The organism is Streptomyces sp. NPDC028907 (assembly GCF_055564995.1).
Genome location: NZ_JBVHVE010000006.1, coordinates 360,420 through 385,464, shown reverse-complemented (window position 1 = coordinate 385,464; position 25,045 = coordinate 360,420). Strand labels below are relative to the sequence as shown.

24 protein-coding genes are annotated in these 25,045 nt (G+C 69.4%); 12 read left to right on the top strand and 12 right to left on the bottom strand.

Annotation, left to right across the window (positions count from 1 at the left end):
* Positions 1-9: 9 nt before the first annotated feature.
* The 5 genes from manB to ACZ4UU_RS20735 form a co-directional block, all read right to left on the bottom strand.
* Positions 10-1,110, bottom strand: coding sequence for a mannose-1-phosphate guanylyltransferase (gene manB, locus ACZ4UU_RS20755; protein WP_471904865.1), 1,101 nt, complete (start codon positions 1,108-1,110; stop codon positions 10-12).
* A gap of 15 nt (positions 1,111-1,125) precedes the next feature.
* Positions 1,126-2,322, bottom strand: a complete 1,197-nt coding sequence (locus ACZ4UU_RS20750) for a glycoside hydrolase family 113 (RefSeq protein ID WP_471904864.1) — start codon at positions 2,320-2,322, stop codon at positions 1,126-1,128.
* 56 nt (positions 2,323-2,378) lie between these two features.
* Positions 2,379-3,830: a glycosyltransferase family 2 protein gene (locus tag ACZ4UU_RS20745; protein ID WP_471904863.1), complete on the bottom strand. Its 1,452-nt coding sequence runs from the start codon at positions 3,828-3,830 to the stop codon at positions 2,379-2,381.
* A gap of 240 nt (positions 3,831-4,070) precedes the next feature.
* Positions 4,071-5,423 (bottom strand): glycoside hydrolase family 26 protein, encoded by a 1,353-nt coding sequence (locus ACZ4UU_RS20740; protein WP_471905094.1) that lies wholly within the window; start codon positions 5,421-5,423, stop codon positions 4,071-4,073.
* A gap of 84 nt (positions 5,424-5,507) precedes the next feature.
* On the bottom strand, positions 5,508-6,392 hold the full coding sequence (locus tag ACZ4UU_RS20735) for a hypothetical protein (protein ID WP_471904862.1): 885 nt from the start codon (positions 6,390-6,392) through the stop codon (positions 5,508-5,510).
* A 73-nt stretch (positions 6,393-6,465) separates the two neighbouring features.
* Here ACZ4UU_RS20735 and ACZ4UU_RS20730 point away from each other — a divergent pair, with 73 nt between their 5' ends.
* The 4 genes from ACZ4UU_RS20730 (at position 6,466) to glmM (ending at position 10,670) form a co-directional block, all read left to right on the top strand.
* Positions 6,466-7,725 carry a glycosyltransferase family 87 protein gene (locus tag ACZ4UU_RS20730; protein WP_471904861.1) on the top strand — a complete coding sequence of 420 codons (1,260 nt, stop codon included), beginning with the start codon at positions 6,466-6,468 and terminating at the stop codon, positions 7,723-7,725.
* 358 nt (positions 7,726-8,083) lie between these two features.
* On the top strand, positions 8,084-8,527 hold the full coding sequence (gene rplM / locus ACZ4UU_RS20725; RefSeq protein ID WP_030046395.1) for a 50S ribosomal protein L13: 444 nt from the start codon (positions 8,084-8,086) through the stop codon (positions 8,525-8,527).
* Positions 8,528-8,569: 42 nt separating this feature from the next.
* On the top strand, positions 8,570-9,082 hold the full coding sequence (gene rpsI, locus ACZ4UU_RS20720; RefSeq protein ID WP_019754544.1) for a 30S ribosomal protein S9: 513 nt from the start codon (positions 8,570-8,572) through the stop codon (positions 9,080-9,082).
* A gap of 229 nt (positions 9,083-9,311) precedes the next feature.
* Positions 9,312-10,670 carry a phosphoglucosamine mutase gene (gene glmM, locus ACZ4UU_RS20715; protein WP_471904860.1) on the top strand — a complete coding sequence of 453 codons (1,359 nt, stop codon included), beginning with the start codon at positions 9,312-9,314 and terminating at the stop codon, positions 10,668-10,670.
* Between the two features lie 5 nt (positions 10,671-10,675).
* Here the strand turns inward: glmM and ACZ4UU_RS20710 are convergent, their stop codons facing one another.
* The gene (locus ACZ4UU_RS20710; protein WP_471904859.1) at positions 10,676-11,614 is read right to left on the bottom strand and encodes a DUF389 domain-containing protein; all 939 of its coding nucleotides are present in this window, start codon (positions 11,612-11,614) and stop codon (positions 10,676-10,678) included.
* 16 nt (positions 11,615-11,630) lie between these two features.
* The gene (coaA, locus tag ACZ4UU_RS20705; RefSeq protein ID WP_471904858.1) at positions 11,631-12,599 is read right to left on the bottom strand and encodes a type I pantothenate kinase; all 969 of its coding nucleotides are present in this window, start codon (positions 12,597-12,599) and stop codon (positions 11,631-11,633) included.
* Positions 12,600-12,913: 314 nt separating this feature from the next.
* On the opposite strand from coaA, the gene ACZ4UU_RS20700 reads away from it, so the two are divergent.
* The 4 genes from ACZ4UU_RS20700 to glmS all read left to right on the top strand — a co-directional run bounded on the left by ACZ4UU_RS20700 (position 12,914) and on the right by glmS (position 18,063).
* The gene (locus ACZ4UU_RS20700) at positions 12,914-14,107 is read left to right on the top strand and encodes an acyltransferase family protein (protein ID WP_471904857.1); all 1,194 of its coding nucleotides are present in this window, start codon (positions 12,914-12,916) and stop codon (positions 14,105-14,107) included.
* Between the two features lie 145 nt (positions 14,108-14,252).
* A complete protein-coding gene (locus ACZ4UU_RS20695) occupies positions 14,253-15,284 on the top strand; it encodes an ATP-binding cassette domain-containing protein (RefSeq protein ID WP_471904856.1) in 1,032 nt (343 codons plus the stop codon).
* Positions 15,281-16,096, top strand: coding sequence for an ABC transporter permease (locus ACZ4UU_RS20690; RefSeq protein ID WP_471904855.1), 816 nt, complete (start codon positions 15,281-15,283; stop codon positions 16,094-16,096). The genes ACZ4UU_RS20695 and ACZ4UU_RS20690 overlap by 4 nt, the downstream gene beginning before the upstream one ends.
* A 119-nt stretch (positions 16,097-16,215) precedes the next feature.
* Entirely contained in the window at positions 16,216-18,063 is a 1,848-nt protein-coding gene (gene glmS, locus ACZ4UU_RS20685) for a glutamine--fructose-6-phosphate transaminase (isomerizing) (RefSeq protein WP_471904854.1), read from the top strand.
* Positions 18,064-18,092: 29 nt separating this feature from the next.
* Here glmS and ACZ4UU_RS20680 read toward each other — a convergent pair whose 3' ends face one another.
* From ACZ4UU_RS20680 to ACZ4UU_RS20670, 3 genes are read right to left on the bottom strand one after another with little or no spacing between them, the layout of a single operon-like run.
* Entirely contained in the window at positions 18,093-18,635 is a 543-nt protein-coding gene (locus ACZ4UU_RS20680; RefSeq protein ID WP_471904853.1) for an MOSC domain-containing protein, read from the bottom strand.
* Positions 18,632-18,838, bottom strand: a complete 207-nt coding sequence (locus tag ACZ4UU_RS20675) for a DUF397 domain-containing protein (protein ID WP_471904852.1) — start codon at positions 18,836-18,838, stop codon at positions 18,632-18,634. Before ACZ4UU_RS20675 ends, ACZ4UU_RS20680 begins: the two co-directional genes overlap by 4 nt.
* A gap of 8 nt (positions 18,839-18,846) precedes the next feature.
* A complete protein-coding gene (locus tag ACZ4UU_RS20670) occupies positions 18,847-19,701 on the bottom strand; it encodes a helix-turn-helix domain-containing protein (RefSeq protein ID WP_471904851.1) in 855 nt (284 codons plus the stop codon).
* Positions 19,702-19,902: 201 nt separating this feature from the next.
* Between ACZ4UU_RS20670 and ACZ4UU_RS20665 the strand changes: the two genes are divergently transcribed.
* The 3 genes from ACZ4UU_RS20665 (at position 19,903) to ACZ4UU_RS20655 (ending at position 21,781) form a co-directional block, all read left to right on the top strand.
* Entirely contained in the window at positions 19,903-20,313 is a 411-nt protein-coding gene (locus ACZ4UU_RS20665) for an ATP-binding protein (protein WP_471904850.1), read from the top strand.
* A gap of 104 nt (positions 20,314-20,417) precedes the next feature.
* Complete coding sequence (locus tag ACZ4UU_RS20660; protein ID WP_471905093.1) at positions 20,418-21,323, top strand: hypothetical protein; 906 nt, start codon at positions 20,418-20,420, stop codon at positions 21,321-21,323.
* A 2-nt stretch (positions 21,324-21,325) separates the two neighbouring features.
* Positions 21,326-21,781, top strand: coding sequence for a hypothetical protein (locus ACZ4UU_RS20655; RefSeq protein ID WP_471904849.1), 456 nt, complete (start codon positions 21,326-21,328; stop codon positions 21,779-21,781).
* Between the two features lie 47 nt (positions 21,782-21,828).
* Here the strand turns inward: ACZ4UU_RS20655 and ACZ4UU_RS20650 are convergent, their stop codons facing one another.
* Positions 21,829-23,265 (bottom strand): NAD(P)H-hydrate dehydratase, encoded by a 1,437-nt coding sequence (locus ACZ4UU_RS20650; protein WP_471904848.1) that lies wholly within the window; start codon positions 23,263-23,265, stop codon positions 21,829-21,831.
* A gap of 190 nt (positions 23,266-23,455) precedes the next feature.
* Between ACZ4UU_RS20650 and ACZ4UU_RS20645 the strand changes: the two genes are divergently transcribed.
* A complete protein-coding gene (locus tag ACZ4UU_RS20645; RefSeq protein WP_471904847.1) occupies positions 23,456-24,604 on the top strand; it encodes a hypothetical protein in 1,149 nt (382 codons plus the stop codon).
* 25 nt (positions 24,605-24,629) lie between these two features.
* Here ACZ4UU_RS20645 and ACZ4UU_RS20640 read toward each other — a convergent pair whose 3' ends face one another.
* On the bottom strand, positions 24,630-25,001 hold the full coding sequence (locus ACZ4UU_RS20640) for a holo-ACP synthase (RefSeq protein ID WP_062721780.1): 372 nt from the start codon (positions 24,999-25,001) through the stop codon (positions 24,630-24,632).
* Positions 25,002-25,045 lie beyond the last annotated feature (44 nt).

Below are 25,045 nucleotides of genomic sequence, written 5' to 3'. Positions count from 1 at the left end.
CCGGCGACTTCAGTGGACCGTCGGGCAGGCGACAGCTGTACCGCTGACGCGCACGCCCTGGGCGGGGATGCGGATGCCGCACGACAGCCTCAGCTGGGCCGGCAGTTCGTTCTGGGCGCCGACATGGGAGTGGCAGCCCACCACGGCTTCACGGAGAAACGATTCGCTGCCGATCGAGGAGTCGTGGTCCACCACGGACTCGCGTACCTGGGCGCCCTCGGCCACCGTGACGTTGGCGCCGATGATGGAGCGGTCGACGACCACGTGCGCGCCGATGACGGCGTCCGGGCCGACCGTCGAGCCGCCCGTGACGCGGGCGGTCGGGTCGATGACCGCCGTGGGGTGGACCAGGGCCTCGGCCGGCCGCTCCACGAGGGGCGAGGGCGCCTTGCCGGTGACCAGGTCGGCGGAGCCGTGCACGAAGGCCAGCGGGGTGCCGAGGTCACGCCAGTACTCGGCCGTGGTGTGGCCGAACACGTGCTGCCCCGCGGCGACCAGTTGAGGGAAGGTCTCCTGCTCGACGGAGACCTCGCGGTCGGCCGGGATGGCGTCGAGGACGGAGCGGCGGAAGACGTAGCAGCCGGCGTTGATCTGGTCGGTGACGATCTCCTCGGCCGTCTTGGGCTTCTCCAGGAAGGACAGCACTCTTCCGGCCTCGTCGGTGGGGACCAGGCCGAAGGCGCGCGGGTCGGCGACCCGGGTGAGGTGCAGCGTCACCTCCGCGTCCCGTGCCTCGTGCCGGGCCAGGAGGGCGCGCAGGTCGACGCCGGACAGGATGTCGCCGTTGAGGACGAGTACCGGCGCGTCCGCCGCGTCGCCGCGCAGCAGGCGCCCGGCGTTGCGGATCGCGCCGCCCGTGCCGAGCGGCACTTCCTCGACGGCGTAGGAGATCTCCAGGTTCTGGGAGAAGTCCCGGAACTCCTCCTCGAAGAGCCCGGCCAGGTACGAGGTGGCGAAGACGACGTGTTCGACGCCGGCGTCCATCAGCTTGGCTATCTGGTGCCGGATGAAGGAGGAGCCCGCGACGTTGAGGAGCGGCTTCGGGGTGTGGTTCGTGAGAGGTCGCAGGCGGGTTCCCTTGCCGCCCACGAGGATGATGGCTTCCTGCATGATTGCCTCGCTCGGTCAGCTCGCGGTGTCGGTGCCAGGGCCTGCGTAGTCAGAGCTGAAGCAGGTCTTGATGGCCTTCTCGGTGAGGGGACGTCCGGCGAAGTCGAGCCGGGAGGCGGTCTTGTCGTCGGGGGCGGTGTTCGGGTCGTCGTCGAAGTGGATCGACCACCAGTAGACGCCCTGCATCTTCCGTTCCTGGACGACCTGACAGACCGCCTCGTACCAGTTGGCCTGCACCTTCTGGTTGACCGTGCGCCGGGCGTAGAAGTCACCGGGCGCGTGGTAGGCGCCGTTCATGGCGCCGATGCCGGACTCCGCGATGAGGATGTTGGGCAGCGGGCCGGCGGCCTTGCGGTCCAGCCAGTCGTTCCAGCCCTCGACGAGGTCCCCGACGGGCGCGGTGTCCGCCACCTTGACCGGGAAGTAGGCGTCGACGCCGAGGTGGTTGACCGGCATGTTGATGCGGCCGGAGACGTAGTTGTCCCAGTTGGCGTCGTAGGAGACCTCGCCGGAGAAGGTCTTCTCGGCCGAGTCGACCAGGGTGTTCCAGCCCGGGTCGCCCTCCAGGGAGTTGAGCTCGGTGCCGATGACGAAGGTGTTCGTCCTCGTCTCGTCGGCGGCCTTGAGATACGGGGTGAGGAGCTTCTTGTACGAGGCGAACCAGGCGGAGCGGGAGCCGGGCTCGATGTTGCCGCGCCAGCCGTTCCCCTGGGTCAGGTTCCCCTCGTCCATGATCGGGCGCAGCGTGGTGCGGAAACCGGCGTCCTTGAACACCTTCAGCACGCGCTGGACGCGCTCGGGGGACGGGGTCTTGGCGCCGGCCGTGAGCTCGTTGGAGGTGGCGCTCTCGATGTAGAACGGGAAGGAGAGGGCCACCGAGTTCGCGCCGAGGCCGACGAGGTACTTGGCGTGCTTGGCGGCCTGCTTCTCGATGAACGAGTCCGAGCGCTGGGTCTTCTCCTCCTCCCAGTAGAGCTGTACGCCCCACTGCGCCATGCCCTTCTTCCAGGGCCGGGCGACCTGGAGGGTGTCGGCGGGGGAGGACGAGGACTCGGAGGGTGTGGACTTGGTGCCGTCGGTGCCGCCGGCCGGGTCGGCGGAGTCCGCGGAGTCGCCGATGACGATCCTGGGCAGGGCCGAGCCCGACTCCCAGCGCACCGGGTGGTCGCCGAGGACGAAGGGCGTGCCCAGCACGACGGTGAGGACGGTCACCGGGAAAATGGCAAGCAAAGGCAGTCGTGAACGCATGTCAGTGGTCTTCCGGGTGGTCAGGCGGGCTTGGCGATCACGACGAACTTGTTCTCCTCACGCCGGACGAACTTCAGGAAGCCCTTGAAGCCGCCGAGTCCTTCCAGCACGGAGAAGACGGGGATCAGCGCGACCACCACGATCGGCTCCCACCACTTGCGCCGCCCGCTGACCGACGCGAGCGCGTTCAGCCGCAGACCCTCCCAGTAGGTCCAGATGACGTAGGCGAAGTTGAGCGCCCACAGGAGCACGATGGACTGGGTCACCGGCGAGGTGTTCATGTCGTTGATGAGCCAGCCGACGAGCAGTACGGCGCCGATGTGCTGCAGCGGGCCGAGGATCCAGGTGGTCACGCAGATCGACAGGAACCAGCGGTAGCGCAGGGGCACGGCCCGGTTGAAGCAGAGCGCCACCAGGCCCCAGGCCCAGCGGTCGCGCTGCTTGACGAAGTCGGCGGCGCTGGCGGGGGAGGCGCCGTAGCAGCGGCCGTTGAACCAGTCGCTGCGGCCCGGGTACTTGCGGCAGAAGGTCAGGGCGAGACGTGCGTCCTCGACGATCTCCTTGGGGCCGAAGTCCCAGCCGATCTCGGCCTCGATGGACGCCCGCAGCACCAGCAGCTCACCGTGCACGCCGGCGGCCGGAGTGCCCATGCCGGTCAGCGCGCGGAAGCGGGCGATGTCGTCGGCGGGGCGCACGGCGTCCGCGAGCCAGGTGAACATGTTGACCGCGTTCTCACGGGGGTACGTGAGGATGCCCTGCGCCATGTGCTTGGCGTCGTCGGGGTGGGCACGGCGCTGGCGGTTGATGAACTGGGCGAGCGAGGACGCGGTGTCGGGGCCGACGCCGGTGTCGTCGTCCATGTGCAGCACCCACACGTAGTCGAGGGCCTCGCCCTCCTCGATGCGCAGCTCGTGGGCGTAGTGGTTGGCGCGGGCCTTGAAGCGGGTGCCGTTGGCCGGGACGTAGTCCTTGGGGACGGTGACGACCCGGATCAGCGGGTGGGAGTCGGCGAGCCGGTCGATGGCCTCCGTCGCCTCGCAGCCCTCCTCGGTGAGGATGTCGACCCGCATGTACGGGAACCACTCCGGCAGGTGCTCGACGTAGCTGAGGACCGAGCGCTCCAGGGCCGGGTAGGTGTCGTGCCGTCCGATGGTCGGGCACAGGACGATCAGGAAGTCCTGTTCGGCCGGTGCCGGCGGGGTCATCCGGTCGCTCTTGCGGACCCGTCGGCGGATCAGCAGGGCTCCCTGGATGCCGACCAGCACACCGGCCACCGGCAGGGACCAGACGACGGTCAGGATCCAGCTCATCAGGGACGAGCTGGGCCGGTAGCTCCAGAGTCCGAACGCGACCAGCAGAATGAACGGCAGCAGGAACGGGAGGATTCCCGGTTTCCAGGCCGCTGTGCGCTTCGCGAGTTTCTGATGGTGCCGCGAATGCGGCACGCCCCCCTCGACCAGTGTCGATGCCATGACGACTGCGGAACTCCTGTGAGATCGGTGGTGCGTTGAGGCAGCAACAGATCTCGGCCCTGGCACGCACAGCGCACCACGGCACGTCTACTTCGGGCTTCTGCCCCCCAACGCCTTCATTGGCGCTTCGGCCCTGTCGCCGCTCAGATGCCCCCCCAGGCGCCCAAACAACAGGCCGAACAGATGGCCGATCCTTGCATATATGTGTCGGACATTGGAACGGATGTGAGAAAGGTGTGTTCAAATGTTAACGAAGTCACCGGCCGTTATCACCATCGGTGATCCGTATGTCCGCTTCACATCGCTGTCGCTGTTCTTGCGCCGAGGCTCGCTGAGGTTGTCGTACGACAGTGCCTGGCCCCATACCGTCCACAGCACCCACGGCGTGCTGGTCAGGGTGTCGGGGCGGGCGGAGTTGAGCGGCACATGGAAGGACTCGGCGAGGACGCGGGGCTTGCGGTACGGCTCCAGGCCCCGGTACCAGACCTCCGTCCAGGCGCCCGTGCCGAAAGGCTCGGCGGGGGTGTCGCTGTAGTCGTCGACGCCCACGACATCGACGTAGCGGCCGCCCGGGTAGTAGTCCCGTGGCTCTCGGGCGTACGTCCCCTCCCAGGAGTTCGGCGCCCAGACGAAGACCAGGTTGTGCAGTCCGCGCCGGTGCACGAGGTAGTCGTAGGTCAGCCGCCACAGCCTCCGGAACGCGGCGGGGTCCTGGCCCGCCCACCAGAAGCCCCGGCCGGGTGCCGTGTTCATCTCGTGGTACGGGCGCAGCAGCACCGGCACACCTCGGCCGGCGAGATAGCCGAGATGGTCCGCGAGGAAGGCGAGGTCCTGCAACAGGTGCCCGTGCTCGGTGCTGCCCGGGGTGACCACCCGGGCGAACCAGTCCGCTTCCCGGGCGCCGGGCGAGTTGCGGTGCAGCGTCTGCGCGAAGCCCTTGACGGGGCTGCCCGGGTAGGGCTGGTGGAAGGAGAAGCCGACGATGCCCGCCGGGCCGCCGTCGCCCCGCGGCAGGGAGACCTCGGCGCCGTCGGCGCAGTCCGTGTGCCCGCCGGTGGGGCGGTACGAGCCGTCGGCCGGCCGGGGCAGACCCGCCCACACGCCGACCGCCAGATCCACCGCGTCCTCGGTGTACCCCCACTGCGGCCGGCAGCTCGGCCAGGCGCGGGAGTAGGAGCGGGACTGGCCCACCGCCCAGCCAGGACGGTCGTAGCCCGGCCCGAGGTCCAGTTCCACGAAGCCGGGCAGCCGGCCGGTGATGTCCCGGGCCTTGCGGTAGTAGTAGCCCGGCTGTTTCACGCCCCGGTAGTCGCCGTACTCGGGGTTGTACCGCTCGTTGTGCAGCTCGACGTGCTGCCCGATCACCGTGCGGCTCGGGCGGCCGCGGCGGGCGTCGTTCTCCAGGCCCGCCAGCAGGGCGTACACCCGGCGTGCGGCGACCGTCGCCCTCGGGTCCCGGGTCCGCAGATCGGTGGGCACGAGCGTGGTCCCGCCCGGCTCCCCGTCCGTCTCCTCCCGCCAGGCCCACAGGCCCAGCGGCGCCAGCAGCGCGGCACCCGCTGCCGCACCGAGCAGCCCGATCCGGCCTCGCATCCGCACAGCCCCCGCCCCTCCCCGACGCGTTCGTGAGGAGATTGTCCCCCGCCCGGGGGCGGGGGACCGCGGTGAGGCCGGGCGTTACTCGCCGGCCGCTGCCGACGCCTGGATCTCGCCGCGCCTGCGGATCTGACGGAAGGCGAAGTCCTCCAGGGTCTCGCCGACCTGGAAGGCGTCCGTGTCCTTGTCCGTCATGTTCTTGCCGCTGGTGAAGCCGGTGATGGTGAAGTAGGCGTAACGGCCGTAGGAGTTGGCGGTCGACAGGCAGATCGAGGTCGTGCAGAAGTCCTTGATGCCCTTGCCGGACAGCGACCTGATGATGTCCTTCTTGGTGTTGACCTTGCCCTTGACCTTGGTGGCCTGCGCCGCGTTGTCGAAGACCGCCACGCCGACCGTCACCGCGACGCCGTCCTTCACGTACGAGACGCGCATGAAGCTGGTGCACTTGTTGTCGGTGAGGATCTTCGGCAGGCCGCCCTTGGTGGCCGCGGAGCAGTTCTTCGTGTCGTCCGTCGCGCCCTTCTTGTACACCGTGTCACTGCCCACGGTCAGCTGGGTGCCCGGGAAGAGGCTCTCCGCGCTGAGCGGGGCGGTGTCCTTGCTCTTGCTGGAGACGAAGTCCTTCGGGTCCAGCGGCGGCGGAGCGCTCGTCGACGCGAACGACGGGGCGGTGGTCTGGGTCGGCAGGCCTGAGCTGCCCGGGACGCCGGAAGCCGGCTTGTTCGCGGCCGGGTTGCCGTCGTTCGCCGACACCACGGCCACGGCGACCGCGGCACCGATGGCGACGGTGGCCAGCGCGCCGCCGCCGATGAAGAGCAGCCGGCGCCGTTTGTTGCGCGTCTCGGACGCCTCCGCGAGTGCGGCCCAGTCCGGCGTCTCGTCGGTGCCGCTGTTCCACGGCTGCTGGGAATGCGGTGTCCAGGGATCCCACTGGGACTGGGGTCCCCCCTGCTGCCCGTAGCTCATGGGGCGCATCTTAGACGGACCGAGGGTGTGCCGGTCCGCCCCAAGAGGCGCACCCGCACCTAGCGTTCACACGATGAGCGAGCGCAAAAGCGACATCTCCGGGTGGTTGGTACGACGGGCGACGTGGCATCTGTGGGGGGCGCTCGGGGTGGTGCTGGCCGCCCTTGTGGTGCGTACGGCCCGGGTGACCTCGGACGGAGGGATGGACAACGCCATCGTCGTGCGGGCGGCGCGGGTGTGGTGGGCCGGGGGTTCGCCGTATGACGACTCCCACTTCCTCTATTTGCCGGGCGCGGTGCTGGCGGCGGCGCCTCAGGTGCTGCTGCCGCGCGGTGTGCTGTGCGTGCTGGTGCCGTTGGCGGTGACCGGGTGTCTGGTCGGGGGCTGGATGTGTGCTCTACGTCTCTACGGCGTCCCGCTGCGCAGTCGCTTCGCCGCGCTCGGGCTGCTCGGGCTCGCGGCCGGGTTCGCGCCGTTCGCCCACCTCGTCCAGTTGGGGAACTGGACGGCGACGGCGGCCCTGGCTCTTCCGCTGGGGTTGCTGCTGGCCGGGCGGGGGCGGTGGGTGGCGGCGGGTGCGGTGATCGGGGCGGCGGTGGCGCTGAAGCCGCTGCTGGCGCCGGCGGCGTTGGTGTTCGTGTTCGCGGGGCGGTGGCGGGGGTTGGGGGCGCTGGTCGGGGTGCCGGTGGTGGCGTCGGCGGGGGCGGCGTTGCTGCTGCCGGATCCGGCGGGGTTCTTCACGCGGACCCTGCCGTTTCTGCTGAGCGGGGACGACGGGTTCGTACGGCTATATGAGGCGTCGCCCGGTGCGGTGCTGCCGCGGGTGGGGGTGCCGGGGGTGCTCGCCGGGGCGATCGGGATGGTGCTGGCCGGGGTGGGGGTGGGGTGTGCGTGGTGGCGGTGGCGACGGGGGGACGGTGGGGCGGTGCGGCTCGCGGAGACGGCGGCGATGGTGATGCTCTCGGCGTTCCTGGTGGCCAGGCCGTCCTACGACCACTATCTGCTGGTTGTCGTGCCCTTGCTGGTGGCGGGGTTGCCGTGTGCGGGGACGGTGGCTCGGGGGCCGTGGTTCTGGCTGGCGCTGGTGCCGCAGCTGCCCGGTGTGAGCTGGCCGTATCTGGAGACGGTGCAGCGGCGGGCGTTCCGGGACGCGGTGACGCTGTGTGCGACGGCGGTGACACTGGCCGCCCGCTGCCGGCGAGGTGCTTCCGCGCACCCGCCGCCCCTGCCCGTCCCGTCCTCCAGGGGCTCCGCCCCATCGGCCCCGGCCCCGACCCGGTCGGCCGAGACGTGGCCGCGGGCGGCACCAGAGGCGCCCGGGGCGGGGGAGTGAGCGCCGGTGTCGCGTCGAGCGCGCCGTGCATCGCGCGCAGCGCGTCCGGCCCAGGTGCTCCCAGTGCCGGGGACGGCTTCCGGTGCCGACTCACCGCCGGGGCGTTTATCCTGGTCGGCGGACAGCGGGGCAGTCGTCGTCACGCCATTTTGACCCGGCCGAGGCGCCGCAGGTATCCTGCATGTTCGTTGTGTATTGGCTTGCTCATTCTCACGGGACGGGCCCTTACACCGGTCCACCGGGCCGATGACCAGCGACCCCACGTACGCGGTATGCGTCGCCGCAGTGCGGTCCAGGCTGTCGTGATCGTTTCGGTGACCTGTTCAGGACCATTCACTCGAAGCGAAGGCTACGAACCGTGCGTACGTACAGCCCCAAGCCCGGCGATGTGACGCGCCAGTGGCACGTCATTGACGCTCAGGACGTCGTCCTGGGTCGTCTCGCCAGCACCGCCGCCTCCATCCTGCGGGGCAAGCACAAGCCGATCTACGCGCCCCACGTCGACACCGGTGACTTCGTCATCATCATCAACGCCGACAAGGTGCACCTCTCTGGCAACAAGCGGACCCAGAAGATGGCGTACCGCCACTCCGGCTACCCGGGTGGTCTGCGCTCCGTCCGTTACGACGAGCTCCTCGACAAGAACCCTGAGAAGGCGATCGAGAAGGCCGTCAAGGGCATGCTCCCCAAGAACACGCTGGGCCGTCAGATGCTCTCGAAGCTGAAGGTCTACAAGGGTGACCAGCACCCGCACGGCGCGCAGCAGCCGCAGCCGTACGAGATCACCCAGGTCGCGCAGTAAGTCCGGCCACCCCCTAAGCCTGAAGAGAATCTGAGGAGAATCGTGGCCGAGACCACTGCCGAGCAGCCGCTCGAAGAGCTTGACATCGACAGCTACACCACCGAGTCCGAGGTTCCGGTGGAGGGTGAATACACCTCCGAGTCCCTCGCCTCGCGCTTCGGTGAGCCCCAGCCGGCCGCCGGCCTGGGCCGCCGCAAGAACGCCATCGCCCGCGTCCGGATCGTTCCGGGCACCGGCAAGTGGAAGATCAACGGTCGCACCCTCGAGGACTACTTCCCGAACAAGGTGCACCAGCAGGAAGTCAACGAGCCGTTCAAGGTTCTCGAGCTCGAGGGCCGTTACGACGTCGTCGCCCGCATCGCCGGTGGCGGTGTCTCCGGTCAGGCCGGTGCGCTCCGTCTCGGTGTCGCCCGCGCGCTGAACGAGGCCGACGTCGACAACAACCGCGGCCCGCTGAAGAAGGCCGGCTTCCTCAAGCGCGACGACCGTGCGGTCGAGCGCAAGAAGGCCGGTCTCAAGAAGGCCCGCAAGGCCCCGCAGTACAGCAAGCGCTAAGCGCAAGCTGCCTCTGCACGTACTCCGGTACTCCGAACGCCCCGGCGGCACAGCACAGTGCCGCCGGGGCGTTCGTTTTATCACCGGCCTCGGGCGTATAACGGCACAAGACGTTCAAAGGCTTGTGTGATCCGATGCCGCAGGCATGGAATGCCGGGAAGCGGGAGCCGCCGGCCGCGGACGGCGGACCGGCTCCGCTTCCGGATCTGAAGTTTCCTCAGGAGGACAAGTGGGACGACTCTTCGGCACGGACGGCGTGCGCGGCGTCGCCAACGCGGACCTGACGGCCGAGATGGCGCTCGGTCTGTCCGTGGCGGCCGCGCATGTACTGGCCGAGGCGGGCACCTTCGAGGGCCACCGGCCGAAGGCGGTGGTCGGACGGGATCCGCGTGCGTCCGGGGAGTTCCTGGAGGCCGCCGTGGTGGCCGGCCTGGCGAGTGCGGGCGTCGACGTGCTGCGCGTCGGCGTGCTGCCGACGCCCGCGGTGGCGTTCCTGACCGGCTCGCTCGGCGCCGACCTCGGCGTCATGCTCTCCGCCAGCCACAACGCCATGCCCGACAACGGCATCAAGTTCTTCGCCCGCGGCGGCCACAAGCTCGCCGACGAGCTGGAGGACCGTATCGAGACCGTCTACGACGAGCACCGGCACGGTGAACCGTGGGAGCGGCCGACGGGTGCGGCGGTCGGGCGGGTGCGGTCGTACGACGAGGGGTTCGAGGAGTACGTCGCCCATATCCTCGGCGTGCTGCCCAACCGGCTGGACGGGCTGAAGATCGTCCTCGACGAGGCGCACGGCGCCGCGGCCGGTGTGTCGCCCGAGGTGTTCAAGCGGGCCGGCGCCGAGGTCGTGACCATCGGTGCCGAGCCGGACGGGCTCAACATCAACGACGGGTGCGGTTCCACGCATCTGGAGCAGCTGAAGGCCGCCGTCGTCGAGCACGGTGCCGCCCTCGGGATCGCGCACGACGGTGACGCCGACCGCTGCCTCGCCGTCGACCACACCGGCGAGGAGGTGGACGGAGACCAGATCCTGGCGGTGCTCGCGCTGGACATGCGGGAGCGGTCCGTGCTGCGCGCCGACACCGTGGTGGCGACCGTCATGTCGAACCTCGGCTTCAAACTGGCGCTGGAGCGCGAGGGGCTGAAGCTGGTGCAGACCGCTGTGGGCGACCGGTATGTGCTGGAGGAGATGAAACAGCACGGGTACGCCCTCGGCGGCGAGCAGTCCGGGCATGTGATCATCCTCGATCACGCGACGACCGGTGACGGCACGCTGACCGGGCTGCTGCTGGCCGCTCGGGTCGCGCAGACCGGTCGCACGCTGCGAGAGCTCGCCGCTGTGATGGAGCGGTTGCCTCAGGTACTGATCAATGTGCCGGATGTGGACAGGTCCCGGGTGAAGACGTCGGCGGAGCTGGCGGCGGCGGTCGCGGACGCGGAGCGGGAACTCGGGGGCACCGGGCGGGTGTTGTTGCGCCCGTCAGGGACCGAGCCGTTGGTGCGGGTGATGGTCGAGGCCGCGGACATCGATCAGGCGCGGTCGGTGGCCGGGCGGCTGGCCGATGTGGTGAAGTCCGCGCTGGGGTAGTTGGCCTAGCCGGCGTTCGTGCGTTGGCGCCCTTTTCTCCACAGCCATTTCTGGGCCAGTAGTGTCAGGGCGCCGGCCACTACGATGCCCAGCAGGTTCAGCAGGAGCTGTTCCGTGGAGCCCCACGTCTGCTTCGTGTCGCCGTAGCTCAGGGCCACCGCCGCGTTGGCCGCAGCCGGGACCGTGGTGACCGAGATGGCCACGCCGACCAGGGCGCCGGACTTGGCGGAGGTCAGGGAGAGGGTGCCGGCGATGCCGGCGAGGACCGCCACGATGAACGAGAAGGCGTCGGGGGCGTAGACGAAGGCCGTGCTCGGGCGGTCGGCCTCCAGCCGTTCCTTCGAGAACAGGTCCAGCGAGTCCATGAACGAGCTGAAGCCGACCGTCACCGCCATGGCGACGGCGAAACCGACGACGAGCGCGATCAGCGACCGCAGGGCGAGCCGGGGCGCCCGCTGGACGATCGCCGTGCTGAGCCCGGCCAGCGGGCCGAACTCCGGGCCGACCGCCATCGCGCCCACGATCAGGATCGCGTTGTCGAGCACGACACCGCAGGCCGCGATCATCGTGGCGAGCGTGAGGAAGGCGAGGTAGGTGGCGGAGAGCGTCGACTCCTCGTGCGTCGCGTCGGCCAGGTGCTCCCACAGCACCGCGTCGGCGCCCTCGCCGGGGGCGTCCGCCTCGGCCTTGTCGGCCCGCTTGGACAGCGACAGGTCGATGTTCTCCACGGCGATGGAGCCGCACTCCTCGATGCCCAACTCCTGAAGGTCGGTGAGGAGTTCGTCGCCCGCCTCGCGCGCCACGTCGCACAGCACGAGGTCCCCGACGGGGTTGCGGGCGGCGCCGGGCAGGACGGCGACATGGGCCGTCCCCACCGTCTTCTCGATGAGGCGGACCACGTCGTCGGTCTTGTCGGACGGCGTGATCAGGCGCAGGTGCAGCATGGCGGCAGCGTAGCCGTCACAGCTTGCGCAGGCTGAGCCGCTGCACCTTGTGGTCCGGGCCCTTGCGGACGACCAGGGTGGCCCGTCCGCGGGTGGGCGCGATGTTCTCGACCAGGTTGGGCTTGTTGATGGTGCGCCACATCGTGCGGGCGTAGTCGAGGGCCTCGTCCTCGGACACCTGGGTGTACTTGCGGAAGTACGACGAGGGGTTCTGGAAGGCCGTCTCGCGCAGCCGCTTGAAGCGGTTGAGGTACCAGTGCTCGATGTCCTCGGTGCGCGCGTCGACGTACACGCTGAAGTCGAAGTAGTCGGCGAGGCCGACCCGGGTGCGGCCGTCCTTGCCGGGCAGGGCGGGCTGGAGGACGTTGAGGCCCTCGACGATCAGGATGTCGGGGCGGCGGACCGTGAGCTTCTGGTCCGGGACGCGGTCGTAGATCAGGTGGGAGTAGACGGGGGCCGTGACCTCGTCCTTGCCGGCCTTGATGTCGGCGACGAACCGGGTCAGGGCGCGGCGGTCGTAGGACTCGGGGAAACCTTTCCGCGACATCAGGCCGCGGGCCTGGAGCTCCTTGGTGGGGAGCAGGAAGCCGTCGGTGGTGACCAGCTCGACGCGTGGGTGCTCGGGCCAGCGGGAGAGCAGGGCCTGGAGAAGACGGGCGACCGTGGACTTGCCCACGGCGACCGAGCCGGCGACCCCTATGACGAACGGCGTGCCGGACTGGGAGCCCTGTTCGCCGAGGAAGGTGTTCAGGGCGCCGCGCAGGCCGTCGGTGGCGCCCACGTAGAGGTTGAGGAGGCGGGAGAGCGGGAGGTAGATGTCCCGGACCTCGTCGAGGTCGATGACATCGCCGAGACCGCGCAGCTTCTCGACCTCCTCCGCGGTGAGCGGCAGCGGGGTCTTGTCGCGCAGCGCGCTCCACTCCGAGCGGGTGAGGTCGACGTAGGGAGTCGCCTCCGGCCTGGGCCGGTGGGCGCTCCGGGGCATCGAGGAGACCGGAGAGATCACAGTCCATTGTGAGCCGAGTTTGAACGAGGCGGGGGGTGGGCTGCGTCACGCGGCACCGGGCGGGCGCACGCGAAAAGGCGTCAAGCCGCCGACGCGGGCGGAGGTCGTGAGGATGTCGTCGTTCAGTGGGTACCCGTGACCGGCGCGTGACCGTCCCGTGCCGGTCCTGTGCGATTCCTGGCAGGACGGGGGGCTCGGGACGGCCTTTGTACGGTGGGGATGGAACGCTCGCAGTCGGACGATCGCGGGTCGCCGACCGGCACCAGACAAGGCGACGACAGAACGGTGAACGGATGAGCCAGGCGGACACCCAGCTCCTCGACCTGTCCAAGGGGCGGCGCACAGGAGAGGGGGCGGCCGCACCAGCGGTCCCGTCGCCCCCCGGGGTGCCGGCCGCGGAGATGCGGCCACCAGTACAGCGGCTGGCCGCGCTCGACGGCCTGCGGTTCCTGGCGGCCCTTGCCGTGGTGCTGTTCCACTTCGTCGGCCAGCAAGCGTCGACGATGGAGAAGATCTGGGGCCGCCCCTACCAGAGCGTCTTCCCCGAGGCCCATGCCTATTTCGCCTTCGGCCGGCTCGGCGTCGACCTGTTCTTTCTGATCAGTGGCTTCGTCATCTGCATGAGCGCCTGGGACCGCAGCCTGCGTGACTTCTTCATCTCGCGGGTGACCCGGCTGTACCCGATGTACTGGATCTCGGTCGTCCTGGCGGCCTGTGTCATCTTCCTCACCGACACGCCGTTCGGGCATGCCAATCCGCGGGTCATCTTCGCCAACCTCACGATGCTCCAGCAGCCCCTCGGTGTGAAGAACCTCGACTCGGTCTACTGGACGCTCTGGCCGGAGCTGTGCTTCTACCTGACCTTCGGGGTCGTGGTGTGGAAGGGCCTCACCTACCAGCGGGTCGTCGTCTACTGCGGGCTGTGGACCGTCGCCGCGGTGCTCGCTCCCGCCGCCGACATCCCCCTGCTCACGCTGCTGGTCAACCCGCCCTCCGCGCCGTACTTCATCGCGGGCATGGCCTTCTACCTGATGTACCGGTTCCGGTCCACGCCGCTGCTGTGGGGCATCGTCGTGATGTCGTGGCTGCTGGCCCTGCACTTCCTGCTCACCCCGGACGGCGGCCGCAACGACTGGGACACCTGGGCGCCGTGGCGTGGCTGGCTGGTCCTCGCGGTCAGTGTCTTCTTCGTGCTGATCGCCGCCATCGCGCTCGGTCTGACCAGCAGGATCCGCTGGCGCTGGCTCACGGTCGCCGGGACGATGACGTTCCCGCTGTATCTGCTGCACGATGTCCTCGGCCTGACCATCGCCCGCCACTACGGCGACCGGGTCGACCCCTGGACACTGGTCGCCGTCACGGTCAGTGGCCTCGTGCTGCTGTCGTATCTGGCCCATCGCTTTGTCGAACGGCCGGTCGCCGCGAGGATGCGACGCTGGCTGAAATCGGCCAGCTTCAGCGTCCAGCCGCCGCCCCGACGCCGCTGAGCCCTGCGGGTACCCCTCGGGGGAGAGAACCTACGAAGCGCGGAATGTCAGTGGTGTGCGTCACAGTTGTGGGAGAGGTGGGCCCGGTCGGGCCCCCGATCCCGGCGGGCGACCTGGCCAGAGGCAGCAGGCGTGAGGGGTGCTCATGACGACGTATGCGATAGAGGCGGAGGGCCTGGTCAAGCGGTTCAAGGAGACCGAGGCGCTGGCCGGCGTCGATCTCGGGGCCCGCAGGGGCTCGGTGCTGGGGCTGCTGGGACCCAACGGCGCGGGCAAGACGACCGCCGTCCGGATCTTCGCCACGCTGCTCCAGCCGGACGGGGGCACGGCCCGGGTGGCCGGGCACGACGTGGTCCGCGAGGCCGGGGTCGTCCGGGCGATGGTCGGGCTGACCGGGCAGTACGCGGCGGTGGACGAGAACCTGACCGGCACGGAGAACCTGCTGCTCATCGGCCGGCTGCTCGGTCTGTCCCGGCGGGACGCCAGGGCGAGGGCCCGTGAGCTGCTGGAGCGCTTCCAGCTGGTGGACGCGGCCGGGCGGGCCGTGAAGACCTTCTCCGGCGGTATGCGCAGGCGCCTGGACCTGGCCGCCAGCCTCGTGGGCCGGCCCAGCATCCTCTTCCTGGACGAGCCGACCACGGGCCTCGACCCGCGCAGCCGCGGTGAGCTGTGGGACCTGCTGCGGGGCCTGGTCGCGGACGGGGCGACGGCGCTGCTGACCACGCAGTATCTGAACGAGGCCGATGTGCTCGCCGACGACATCGTGGTGATCGACAAGGGACGGGTGATCGCCGAGGGCACCCCGGACCAGCTGAAGTCGCAGGTCGGAGGGCAGGTGCTGGAGCTGCGGCCGGTGCTGGGAGAGGACCTCGCGCGGGCGCATGTGCTGGTGGCCGGGGCCGCGGGGCCTCAGGCCCGGATCGAGGGCGAGACGATCACCGCCCCGGTGAAGGACCCCGAGCTGATGCCGGCCGTCGTGCGCACCCTCGACCGTGAGGGGATCGCGGTCGGTGAGCTTGCGCTGCGCCGCTCCTCGCTCGACGAGGTCTTCCTCGCGCTGACCGGCCACCGCGCCGAGCCGGGCGATCCCGAGGGCAACGGCGGTGCGGCCGCCCGGGACGAGGACGACGCGGAGCTGCGGGAGGCCGAGGTGCGCAAGGCGGTGATGCGGCCATGACCGCCACCGCCACGACCATCACGGCCCCGGTCACCAAGTCGGGTCGCGTCCGACCGCTCGACGGACTCCGCCAGACCTTCACGATGGCCTGGCGGAGCCTCGTCGCGGTCAAGCACAACCCGCTGGAGCTGGTCGACTACAGCATCACGCCGATCATGTTCGTGTTCCTCTTCACGTATGTGCTGGGCGGGCAGATGGCCGGGTCGCCCGAGGCGTACCTGAAGTACGCGCTGCCCGGGATCATCGTCCAGAACACCCTGTTCATGACCATGTACACGGCCATGGCGCTCAACACCGACCTCACCAAGGGCGTCTTCGACCGCCTGCGCAGCCTGCCGATAGCCCGCTCCGCCCCGCTCATCGGCCGTATCACCGCGGACCTCGCCAAGCACGTCTGGGCGATGCTGCTGATGATCGGCCTCGGTTTGCTGCTCGGCTTCCGGGTCACCGGGGGAGTGGACGGACTGGTGCTCGGGATGCTGCTGGTGGTCGTCTTCGCCGCGGCGGTCTCGTGGAGCGCGGTGCTCATCGGGATGCTCGCCGGGGACGCGGAGAAGGTGCAGGCCTTCGCGTTCACGATCATCTTCCCGATCACCTTCACCAGCAGCGCCTTCGTCATGGTCGACACGATGCCGGGCTGGCTTCAGGCGTGGAGCGACGTCAATCCGGTGACGCATCTGTCGGACGCGTTCCGGGGGCTGTTGCTGGGTGGGGCGGTGGCGGAGCCGGTGTTGTGGTCGTTGGTGTGGGCCGCGGGGATCGCGGTGGTGTTCTATCCGGTGGCCATGCGGGCCTATCGGGCCAAGACATGAGTTGGCCTTCGGGGCGTGCGGACCGGGTGCTCGTACCCCGGTGGGAATTTCCGAATTCGGGCAGGCGGCGCGGTGTTCGGGGGCGAACTCGGTGACGTCCGGACCGTAGGCTGCCGCGCATGTGCGGAATCGTGGGATACGTGGGGTCGCAGTCGGCGCTGGAGATTGTCACGGCCGGACTGAAGCGGCTGGAGTACCGGGGGTACGACTCGGCGGGGGTCGCCGTCCTGGCGGACGGGGGGCTGGCGGCCGCGAGGAAGGCCGGGAAGCTCGTCAATCTGGAGAAGGAGCTGACGGAGCGGCCCCTGCCGACCGGGACCACCGGGATCGGGCACACGCGGTGGGCCACTCATGGTGGGCCGACCGATGCCAACGCCCATCCGCATCTCGACAACGCCGGGCGCGTCGCCGTCGTGCACAACGGGATCATCGAGAACTTCGCAGGGCTGCGTGCCGAGTTGGAGGAGCGGGGGCACGAGCTGGGGTCGGAGACCGACACCGAGGTGGTGGCTCACCTGCTCGCCGAGGAGTTCTCGGTGACCGCCGATCTCGCCGAGGCCATGCGGCTGGTGTGCCGGCGGCTGGAGGGGGCCTTCACGCTGGTCGCCGTGCATGCCGATGAGCCCGATGCGGTGGTCGGGGCGCGGCGGAACTCGCCGCTGGTGGTGGGCGTTGGGGAGGGTGAGGCCTTCCTCGCCTCGGACGTCGCCGCGTTCATCGCCCATACGCGGTCGGCGATCGAGCTGGGGCAGGACCAGGTCGTCGAGCTGCGGCGGGACGGGGTGACCGTCACCGGGTTCGACGGGCGCCCGGCGGAGGTGCGGTCGTATCGCGTCGACTGGGATGCCGCCGCGGCGGAAAAGGGGGGCTATGACTACTTCATGCTCAAGGAGATCGCCGAGCAGCCCAAGGCTGTCGCCGACACCTTGCTGGGGCGCATCGACGCCGGTGGGTCGCTGACGCTGGACGAGGTGCGGATCAGCGCCTCCGAGCTGCGGGAGGTCGACAAGGTCGTCATCGTCGCCTGCGGCACGGCCTTCCACGCCGGGTTGATCGCCAAGTACGCCATCGAGCACTGGACGCGGATTCCGTGCGAGGTGGAGCTGGCCAGTGAGTTCCGGTACCGGGATCCGATCCTCGATCAGCAGACGCTGGTCATCGCCATCTCCCAGTCAGGCGAGACCATGGACACCCTCATGGCGCTGCGGCATGCCCGTGAGCAGGGGGCGCGAGTACTGGCGATCTGCAACACCAACGGGTCGACCATTCCGCGGGAGTCGGACGCGGTGCTGTACACGCACGCCGGGCCCGAGGTCGCCGTCGCCTCGACGAAGGCGTTCCTCACGCAGCTCGTGGCCTGCTACCTGGTTGCCCTGTACCTGGGGCAGGTGCGCGGCACCAAGTGGGGGGACGAGATCCATGCCGTGATCCGGGACCTGGCGCACATCGGGGGTGACGTCGAGCGGGTCCTGGAGACCATGGAGCCGGTGCGGGAGCTGGCGCGGAGCCTTGCCCACAAGAACACGGTGCTCTTCCTCGGGCGGCATGTCGGCTATCCGGTGGCGCTGGAGGGCGCGCTGAAGCTGAAGGAACTCGCCTATATGCATGCCGAGGGGTTCGCGGCGGGGGAGTTGAAGCACGGGCCGATCGCCCTGATCGAGGACGACCTGCCGGTGGTCGTGGTCGTTCCGTCGCCTCGGGGGCGGTCGGTTCTGCACGACAAGATCGTCTCCAACATGCAGGAGATCCGGGCCCGGGGAGCTCGGACCATCGTGATCGCGGAGGAAGGGGACGAGGCGGTGGTGCCCTACGCCGATCACCTGATCCGGATTCCGGCTACGCCGACGTTGCTTCAGCCGTTGGTGGCCACGGTGCCGTTGCAGGTGTTCGCGTGCGAGCTGGCCACCGCCCGGGGGAACGAGGTGGATCAGCCTCGGAACCTGGCGAAGTCGGTGACGGTGGAGTAGCCGTCGCGGGTGGGGGCAGACCCGCTCGGTCAGACCCGCTCCAGCGGGCGGTGCGGTTCGTCCGGGAGCTTCACGGTGATCGTGTCACCGGGACGCACCACGCCGCCCACCTGGACGACGCTCATGATCCCTGCCTTGCGCACGATGTTCCCCGCCTCGTCACGGCCGACGACCTGCTTCAGCAGGCCCTGCTGGAAGGCGTCGATCTGCAGGCAGGGGTTGCGCAGACCCGTGACCTCCACGACCGCCTCGTCGCCGATGTGCAGAAGCGTCCCTGTCGGTAGCGCGAGCAGGTCGATGCCGCTGGTGGTGATGTTCTCCCCGAGTTCACCAGGCCTGACGGCGAAGCCTTCCTGGTCGACCTCCGCGAACAACTCCTCGTGAATGAGGTGGACCTGACGCAGGTTCGGCTGCGTGGGGTCCTGTGCGATCCGGGAACGGTGCTTGACGGTGACGCCGGCGTGCACGTCTCCCTCGACTCCGAGGCCGGCCAGCAGGGTGATGCCGGGGCGGTTGGGCTTGGTGAAGGAGTACTCGCTGTTGCTGCTGACTGCGGTTACCTTGGCGGTCATTCGGCGTGGGGTCCCTGGGTGGCGGTTTTGAGGGCGGTGACGAAGGCGGTGAAGGCGGTGTGGGGGAAGGTGAGGGCTGCCATGGCCGGCGTCTTTGAGTCCCGAATGGATATGTGGGCAGGGGAGCTGGCGACCTCGACGCAGTTATTGCCGTCGCCGCCGCCGGAGTAGGACGACTTTCTCCAGGTGCCAGGGGTGGTCACGGCGTGCCTCACAGTTCCTCGGCCAGGTCGTGGATGAAGTCGCGCGACCTCACGGGGTCGAGCGATACCGCTTCTACTCTACGGAAGACTGTTCGAAAGACGCTGAGCTGCGCTTCGGAGTCGATGAATCCCGTGCCATGGGGTGCATCGCGGACGGCGGTGTCTAGCTTGGGGACCGTGCCGCCCGCCAGCATCATGGTGCTCCATGTCCCGCCGAAGCCGTCGAGGTCGAAGGGGATGACTCGCACAGTGACGTGGTCCGCCTCGGACAGCTCCAGAACGCGGCTGAGTTGGGCTCGCGAGGTGGCGCGGTCGCCGACCCGGATACGCAGGGCTGCCTCATGGATGAGCGCCTTGTATGGGGTGGGAGTGGTGCCCTCGATGACTGCTTTGCGCAGCATGCGATGCCGGACACGTAGCTCCAGGTCCTCGGGGGAGAGTTCCGGAACTCTGGAGGAGAAGGCGGCGTGGGCATAGTCCTCGGTCTGGAGTAGGCCAGGGATGAACAGGAACTCCACGTCGTCTCGGTAGGTGGCATGGTGTTCCAACTCGGCGATGTCCAGGAACGGGGTGGGCAGACGGCCGCGGTACTCCTCCCACCAGCCGCGCGTTCGATCCGTTGCCAGCGTGACAAGGGCTTCAATCAACTCCCTGTCGGTGCACGCGTAGTTGGAGGCGAGTCGGCGCAGCCGCTTCTCGCTCACGCCGGTCAGGGCCGACTCGATCTGATTGATCTGCGTGGAGCTCACCCCGAGCAGGGCCGCTGCCTCGCGGCCTGTGAGGCCTGCTGCGTCACGAAGCCTGCGCAGTTCGACGCCCAGGCGCACCTGACGTGCTGTTGGTTCGCGCCTCAACCCCGCCATGTGCTGCTCCTCGGTTCAACGCGCTTGTGAGCGCGACTCGTTCGGCGTCAGATTACGCGATCGGCTTGCTGAACCTGGAAATGAAGGTCTACCGTCAGTGACGTGCCGTAAGCACTGCGGAAGCGCACCGCTCCGTCCTGTCATGACGGCCGCGGCAATGACACCGCACAACTCCCACCCCACCCCGAACGGAGTTCACCCATGCCCGAAACCGAACCTTGGGAGTACACGCTCTACATCCCGAACGACGTCCGAGCCGTCACCGTCTCCCGCCGCACCCTCCGGCTCATCCTCACCATGCACGGCCTCATCAACCTCGCCGACACCGCCGAACTCCTCGCCACCGAGCTGGTCGCCAACGCCGTACTCCACACCAAGGGGCCCGCGGCCCTGCGCGTGCGCTGGTCGGCCGGCGTATTGCGGATCGGGGCGTGGGACGCGAACCCTGAACCGCCGGAGCCGCCATGCGAGTTGGCCGCGCTCGGGGAGGTCGAGGAGGGGCGGGGATTGGCGATGGTCCGGGCCTGTTCCGATCTGTGGGGGTGGCAGCCGCTGACCAGGAACGGCAACCGGGGCAAGTACGTGTGGTGCGAGCTGACCTCGGTGGCGTGAACGTTTTCTCGCCGCTCGAAAGAGTGAACGCATCCCGAATATCTGGATCTTCGGTCCACCACGGCATCAAGGTTGCGCACATGGTCACATCGGCTCACGAGGGCATGCACCGCATCTTTCAGGAGCGGCCCGAGATTCTGGCTCCCGTGTTCGGGGTGCTGGGCGTCCCGTTATCGGCCAAGGCGACGGTGGATGCTGTCACCGCGGACGTGACGGAGACCCGGCCGCTGGAGCGGCGTGTGGACACCGTGCTGCGCGTCGGGCCGTCTGACGGCGAGGACTTTCTGCTTGCCATCGAGGCACAGTCGGGCAAGGTCGAAGGCAAGGAGTGGAGTTGGGCGTATTACATCGGCTACCTCCAGGCGAAGTACGGGCTGCCTGTGCTGCTTCTCGTCGTCTGCCAGGACAGGGCCACAGCCAAATGGGCGACCGGCCCGTTCGACTGCGGTACGCGCGGCTGGACGGCTCTACGGACGTATCCGTTGGTCGCGGGGCCGGACAACCTGCCAGTGATCACCGACGTCCGGACCGTGGCGAAGAACCTCCCACTGGCGGTGCTCTCCGCCCTGGCGCACGCCCGTAGCCGCGAAGGCAACGCCATACTGGAGGCCATCGGCATCGCCCTCCAGGAGCTCCTGGAAACCGATCCTGCCACCGCCAAGTACTTCTTCGACTTCCTCGAAGTCACCCTGGGTAAGACTCCAGCCGGAGAGAAATGGAAGGCAATCATGTCGACGTTCGTCAGCTATTTCCCCGGCCGGGGGACGGTTCGTGAGACGGCCTACCTGGAAGGCATGGCCGACGGCGAAGCCAAGGGTGAGGCCAAGGGTGAGGCCAAGGGGATCCTGTCCGTGCTGGAGGTGCGTGGCATTCCGGTACCGGACAGCGTGCGCGAGCGCATCACCAGCTGCACCGACCTCGACCGCATGGACGCCTGGCTGGAGCGTTCCCGTACGGTCGAGCGGGCCGAGGACCTGTTCGCCGATGAGGCCAGTCCTGAACAGGCCTGAGCGTGACAGAACTGCAGCAGCGCTTGACCCCGGAGCTGCAAGAGGAAATCTCAGGCATCACCACGTCGCTCATGGTGGGTGTCGCCTTGGGGCTGGCACCCGAGAAGGCGAGGGTCGAACTCCACGGAAGGTACAAGGAGATCCTCAAGCGGGAGGGACTGTCTCCTTGGGATATCGCGTATCTGCGAAGCAAGATCGAGGGCTGGCCGCCGGGGTACGCCGAGGAGTGGGCCTACGGATATACCGAAGGCCTGGCCATAGGCAAGGCTGAGGCGATCCTGTCCGTTCTTGAGGTGCGTGGCGTCCTCGTACCGGACGGCGTGCGGGAGCGCCTCTCCTCGTGCACTGATCTCGACACCCTCATGCTCTGGTTCGACCGCTCTCTGACAGCTGCCACTGTCGAGGACCTGTTCGCCGAGGACAAGGGCCTTCCGCGAGCCGAACCCGGAAAGGCCTGAGTCCTGGCACAGGCCCCCTGGCCCCAGGCCCCCGCCTCGCCGTCCCCTCACCCCCGCACATCCCGCCAAGCCGCCGCAATCCCCTCCGCCACATCATGCGCCCCCACCGGCGCCCCGTCCGCCGCGAACCTCGCCGACAGGCCGTGCAGATACGCCGCCACGCTCGCGGCGTCCATCGTCGTCAGGCCCGCTGCCAGCAGGGATCCCGCCAGACCCGACAGCACGTCACCGCTGCCTGCCGTGGCCAGCCAGCCGGTGCCCGTCGGGTTCACCCGCACGGCGCCGGCTCCGCCCGCCTCCGCCACCAGCGTCGTCGACCCCTTCAGCAACACCGTCGCCGCATACCGCCCCGCCAACTCCCGTACCGAAGCCAGCCGAGCCTCCTCGACCTCCTCCCGTGCGACCCCGAGCAGCGCCGCCGCCTCCCCGGCGTGCGGGGTCATCAGGGTCGGTGCCGAGCGGTCCCGTACCGTCGCCGGGTCCGCCAGTCGTAGCCCGTCCGCGTCCAGCAGCACCGGTACGTCCGTCGCCAGCACCTCCGCCACCGTCGCCGCGTCGTCCCCGGCGCCCGGGCCGACCACCCAGGCCTGCACGCGCCCCGCCTTCTTCGGGCCCCCGTCCGACACCAGCGTCTCGGGGAACCTGGCGATCACCGCGTCCCCGGCCGGACCGACGTACCGTACGGCCCCCGCCCCGCCCCGCAGTGCCCCCGCGACCGCCAGTACCGCCGCGCCCGGGTAGCGGGCCGAGCCCGCCGCGATGCCAACCACGCCGCGCCGGTACTTGTCCGTCTCCGTCGAAGGGAGTGGCAACAGCCTTGCCACGTCCGCGTGTTGCAGCGCCTCCAGCTCCACCGCGTCGTCCGGCAGCGCCAGTCCGATGTCCACCAACCGCACCACACCGGCGTACTCCCGCGCCGGATCGATCAGCAGGCCGGGCTTGTGGGTGCCGAAGGTGACGGTGAGGTCGGCCCGCAGCGCCGTGCCGTGCACCTCGCCCGTCTCGACGTCCACGCCGCTCGGCAGGTCGACGGCGACCACGGCCGCACGGGACCGCTCGGCTGCCGCGGCCAGCGGTGCCGCCGCCGGGCGCAGCCCGCCCTTGCCGCCGATGCCGACGATGCCGTCGACCACCAGGTCGGCCCGCTCGATCAGGGCCTCGGCGCCGGAGGTGCCCACCGCCCGGCCGCCCGCCCGGCGCAGCGCCGCGAGGCCCCCGGCGTGGGCCCGGTCGGGCGTCAGCAGGATCGCCGTGACTCCCGCGCCGCGCCTGGCCAGTCGGGCCCCGGCGTAGAGGGCGTCGCCGCCGTTGTCGCCGCTGCCGACCAGCAGGGCGATCCGGCGGCCGTACACCCGGCCCAGCAGATCCGCGCAGGCCGCGGCGAGTCCGGCCGCCGCCCGCTGCATCAGCGTCCCGTCGGGAAGCCTTGCCATCAGCTCCCGTTCGGCCGCCCTTACCGTCTCCACGCTGTACGCAGTCCGCATGCGTTCGAGTCTCCCGCACCGACCCGAACACGTCGCATCCATTGACGCTTTGCCGCGCCTTTGCCAAACTCACCGGCCCCCACATGGTGAATCGATTCAGTCGAATGGGTTCGATGAGATCCCTGAGATCCCTTTCCACTTCAACGAGCTCCGGTTCGGGTGACATCGGTTCCGACGAGAGGACCCCCCCATGGGACGCAGAGCCCCCCTCCTTGCCGCCGTCGGTGCCACCGCTCTCCTCGCCGCCGTCGGCACCCTGACCCTTCCCGCGCCGCAGGCCGCTGCCGCCGCCTGCGGTGAAGGCTCCTACCAGGCCGAGGCCGTGCTCAACGGCAGCACCTGGACCGCCCGGCGCGGCAGCAGCACCGTCTACACCGGTGGTGACATGCGGGCCGCCGTCCAGGCCGCCGTGAACAGCCTGACCTCCGGGCGCACCGCCAAGGAGCGGGTGGTGGTGCGGGGTTCGGGATCGATGTCCGCCGGGTCGCGGATATCCCTGCCCAGCTACACCGCGCTCGACGTCTGCGGCACCATCAACGTCACCGGCAGCGGGTCCGGCGACCAGGCGCCCGTCTACTCGCGCGGGACCCGGGACGTCGAGGTGCAGCATCTGAACCTCACCGGCAGCCCGTTGTACGGGATCTTCCTGCGGAACGTGCAGAACGTCGTCCTCGGGCAGATCGACATGCGGCTGTCCGCGGGGCTGGGCGTGCGGATCGACAACCGCGGGGACACCAGCCAGTGGACGCGGAACGTCCGGATCGACAACGTGTACGTCTCAGGGGCGTCGAGTCACGCCGTGGAGACGTACGGCGTCGACGGCATCACCATCGGCACGGTGACCGCGCGGAACGTCGGTGAGTCGGGGCTGCTGCTCAACCAGACCGTCAACGCCACCGTCGGCAAGGTCGACGCCGAGAACGCGGGCACCGGCACCGGGTACGCCGCCTTCCGCATGGCCAACCGGAACGGGCGGGTGGGGAGTTCCTACCCGACCAACATCCGGGTGGGCGAGGTCATCGCGCGCGGCGGCGGGCGCGGGGTGTTCTGCGTGTCCGAGAGCGGTGGGGCCGTCATCGACCGGGTGACCCTCAACAACACCGGGAACAACTCGGTGCTGATCGAGAACTGCTACAACGTCAACCTCGCCGCCCGGAGCGGCAGCATCACCGGCGGCGGCGAACTGCGGCTGGCGGCGCGGTCGGAGTTCCCGAACAACCGGGACATCACCGTCCAGAACCTGACCGTGACCAACTCGGCGATCAGGGAGAGCCCGTGCGGTGAGAACACGACCTTCCGGAACATCACCCGGGTGAACAGCAGCCAGTCCATCTGCTGACCGCCGCGTGCCCGGTGGCGGAGGCTCAGCCCTCCGCCACCACCACCGCCGAAGCCACCCCGGCGTCATGGCTCAACGACACGTGCCAGGACCGTACGCCCAGTTCGGCCGCCTTCGCCGCCACCGTCCCCGTCACCCGCAGCCGGGGCCGGCCGCTGTCCTCGACGAAGACCTCGGCGTCCGTCCAGAGCAGGCCCGCCGGCGCGCCCAGCGCCTTCGCGAGGGCCTCCTTCGCGGCGAAACGGGCGGCCAGCGAGGCACTGCCCCGGCGTTCGCCCGTGGGCAGCAGCAACTCACTCTGCAGGAACAGGCGTTCGGCCAGCCCGGGTGTGCGCTTCAGCGCCGCCTCGAACCTGTCGATCTCCGCCACGTCGATACCGACCCCGATGATGCTCATGCCGAGCACCCTATGGCGCGCTCGAAAACGCTCCCTAAAGAGTG

What these genes read in the sequence shown, in the direction of transcription:
- manB (WP_471904865.1), bottom strand. Translation starts at nt 1,110, where the DNA reads ATGCAGGAAGCCATCATCCTCGTGGGCGGCAAGGGAACCCGCCTGCGA.
- ACZ4UU_RS20745 (WP_471904863.1), bottom strand. Translation starts at nt 3,830, where the DNA reads ATGGCATCGACACTGGTCGAGGGGGGCGTGCCGCATTCGCGGCACCAT.
- ACZ4UU_RS20740 (WP_471905094.1), bottom strand. Translation starts at nt 5,423, where the DNA reads ATGCGAGGCCGGATCGGGCTGCTCGGTGCGGCAGCGGGTGCCGCGCTG.
- ACZ4UU_RS20735 (WP_471904862.1), bottom strand. Translation starts at nt 6,392, where the DNA reads ATGAGCTACGGGCAGCAGGGGGGACCCCAGTCCCAGTGGGATCCCTGG.
- ACZ4UU_RS20730 (WP_471904861.1), top strand. Translation starts at nt 6,466, where the DNA reads ATGAGCGAGCGCAAAAGCGACATCTCCGGGTGGTTGGTACGACGGGCG.
- ACZ4UU_RS20710 (WP_471904859.1), bottom strand. Translation starts at nt 11,614, where the DNA reads ATGCTGCACCTGCGCCTGATCACGCCGTCCGACAAGACCGACGACGTG.
- coaA (WP_471904858.1), bottom strand. Translation starts at nt 12,599, where the DNA reads ATGCCCCGGAGCGCCCACCGGCCCAGGCCGGAGGCGACTCCCTACGTC.
- ACZ4UU_RS20700 (WP_471904857.1), top strand. Translation starts at nt 12,914, where the DNA reads ATGAGCCAGGCGGACACCCAGCTCCTCGACCTGTCCAAGGGGCGGCGC.
- ACZ4UU_RS20695 (WP_471904856.1), top strand. Translation starts at nt 14,253, where the DNA reads ATGACGACGTATGCGATAGAGGCGGAGGGCCTGGTCAAGCGGTTCAAG.
- ACZ4UU_RS20690 (WP_471904855.1), top strand. Translation starts at nt 15,281, where the DNA reads ATGACCGCCACCGCCACGACCATCACGGCCCCGGTCACCAAGTCGGGT.
- glmS (WP_471904854.1), top strand. Translation starts at nt 16,216, where the DNA reads ATGTGCGGAATCGTGGGATACGTGGGGTCGCAGTCGGCGCTGGAGATT.
- ACZ4UU_RS20680 (WP_471904853.1), bottom strand. Translation starts at nt 18,635, where the DNA reads ATGACCGCCAAGGTAACCGCAGTCAGCAGCAACAGCGAGTACTCCTTC.
- ACZ4UU_RS20670 (WP_471904851.1), bottom strand. Translation starts at nt 19,701, where the DNA reads ATGGCGGGGTTGAGGCGCGAACCAACAGCACGTCAGGTGCGCCTGGGC.
- ACZ4UU_RS20665 (WP_471904850.1), top strand. Translation starts at nt 19,903, where the DNA reads ATGCCCGAAACCGAACCTTGGGAGTACACGCTCTACATCCCGAACGAC.
- ACZ4UU_RS20660 (WP_471905093.1), top strand. Translation starts at nt 20,418, where the DNA reads ATGCACCGCATCTTTCAGGAGCGGCCCGAGATTCTGGCTCCCGTGTTC.
- ACZ4UU_RS20650 (WP_471904848.1), bottom strand. Translation starts at nt 23,265, where the DNA reads ATGCGGACTGCGTACAGCGTGGAGACGGTAAGGGCGGCCGAACGGGAG.
- ACZ4UU_RS20645 (WP_471904847.1), top strand. Translation starts at nt 23,456, where the DNA reads ATGGGACGCAGAGCCCCCCTCCTTGCCGCCGTCGGTGCCACCGCTCTC.
- ACZ4UU_RS20640 (WP_062721780.1), bottom strand. Translation starts at nt 25,001, where the DNA reads ATGAGCATCATCGGGGTCGGTATCGACGTGGCGGAGATCGACAGGTTC.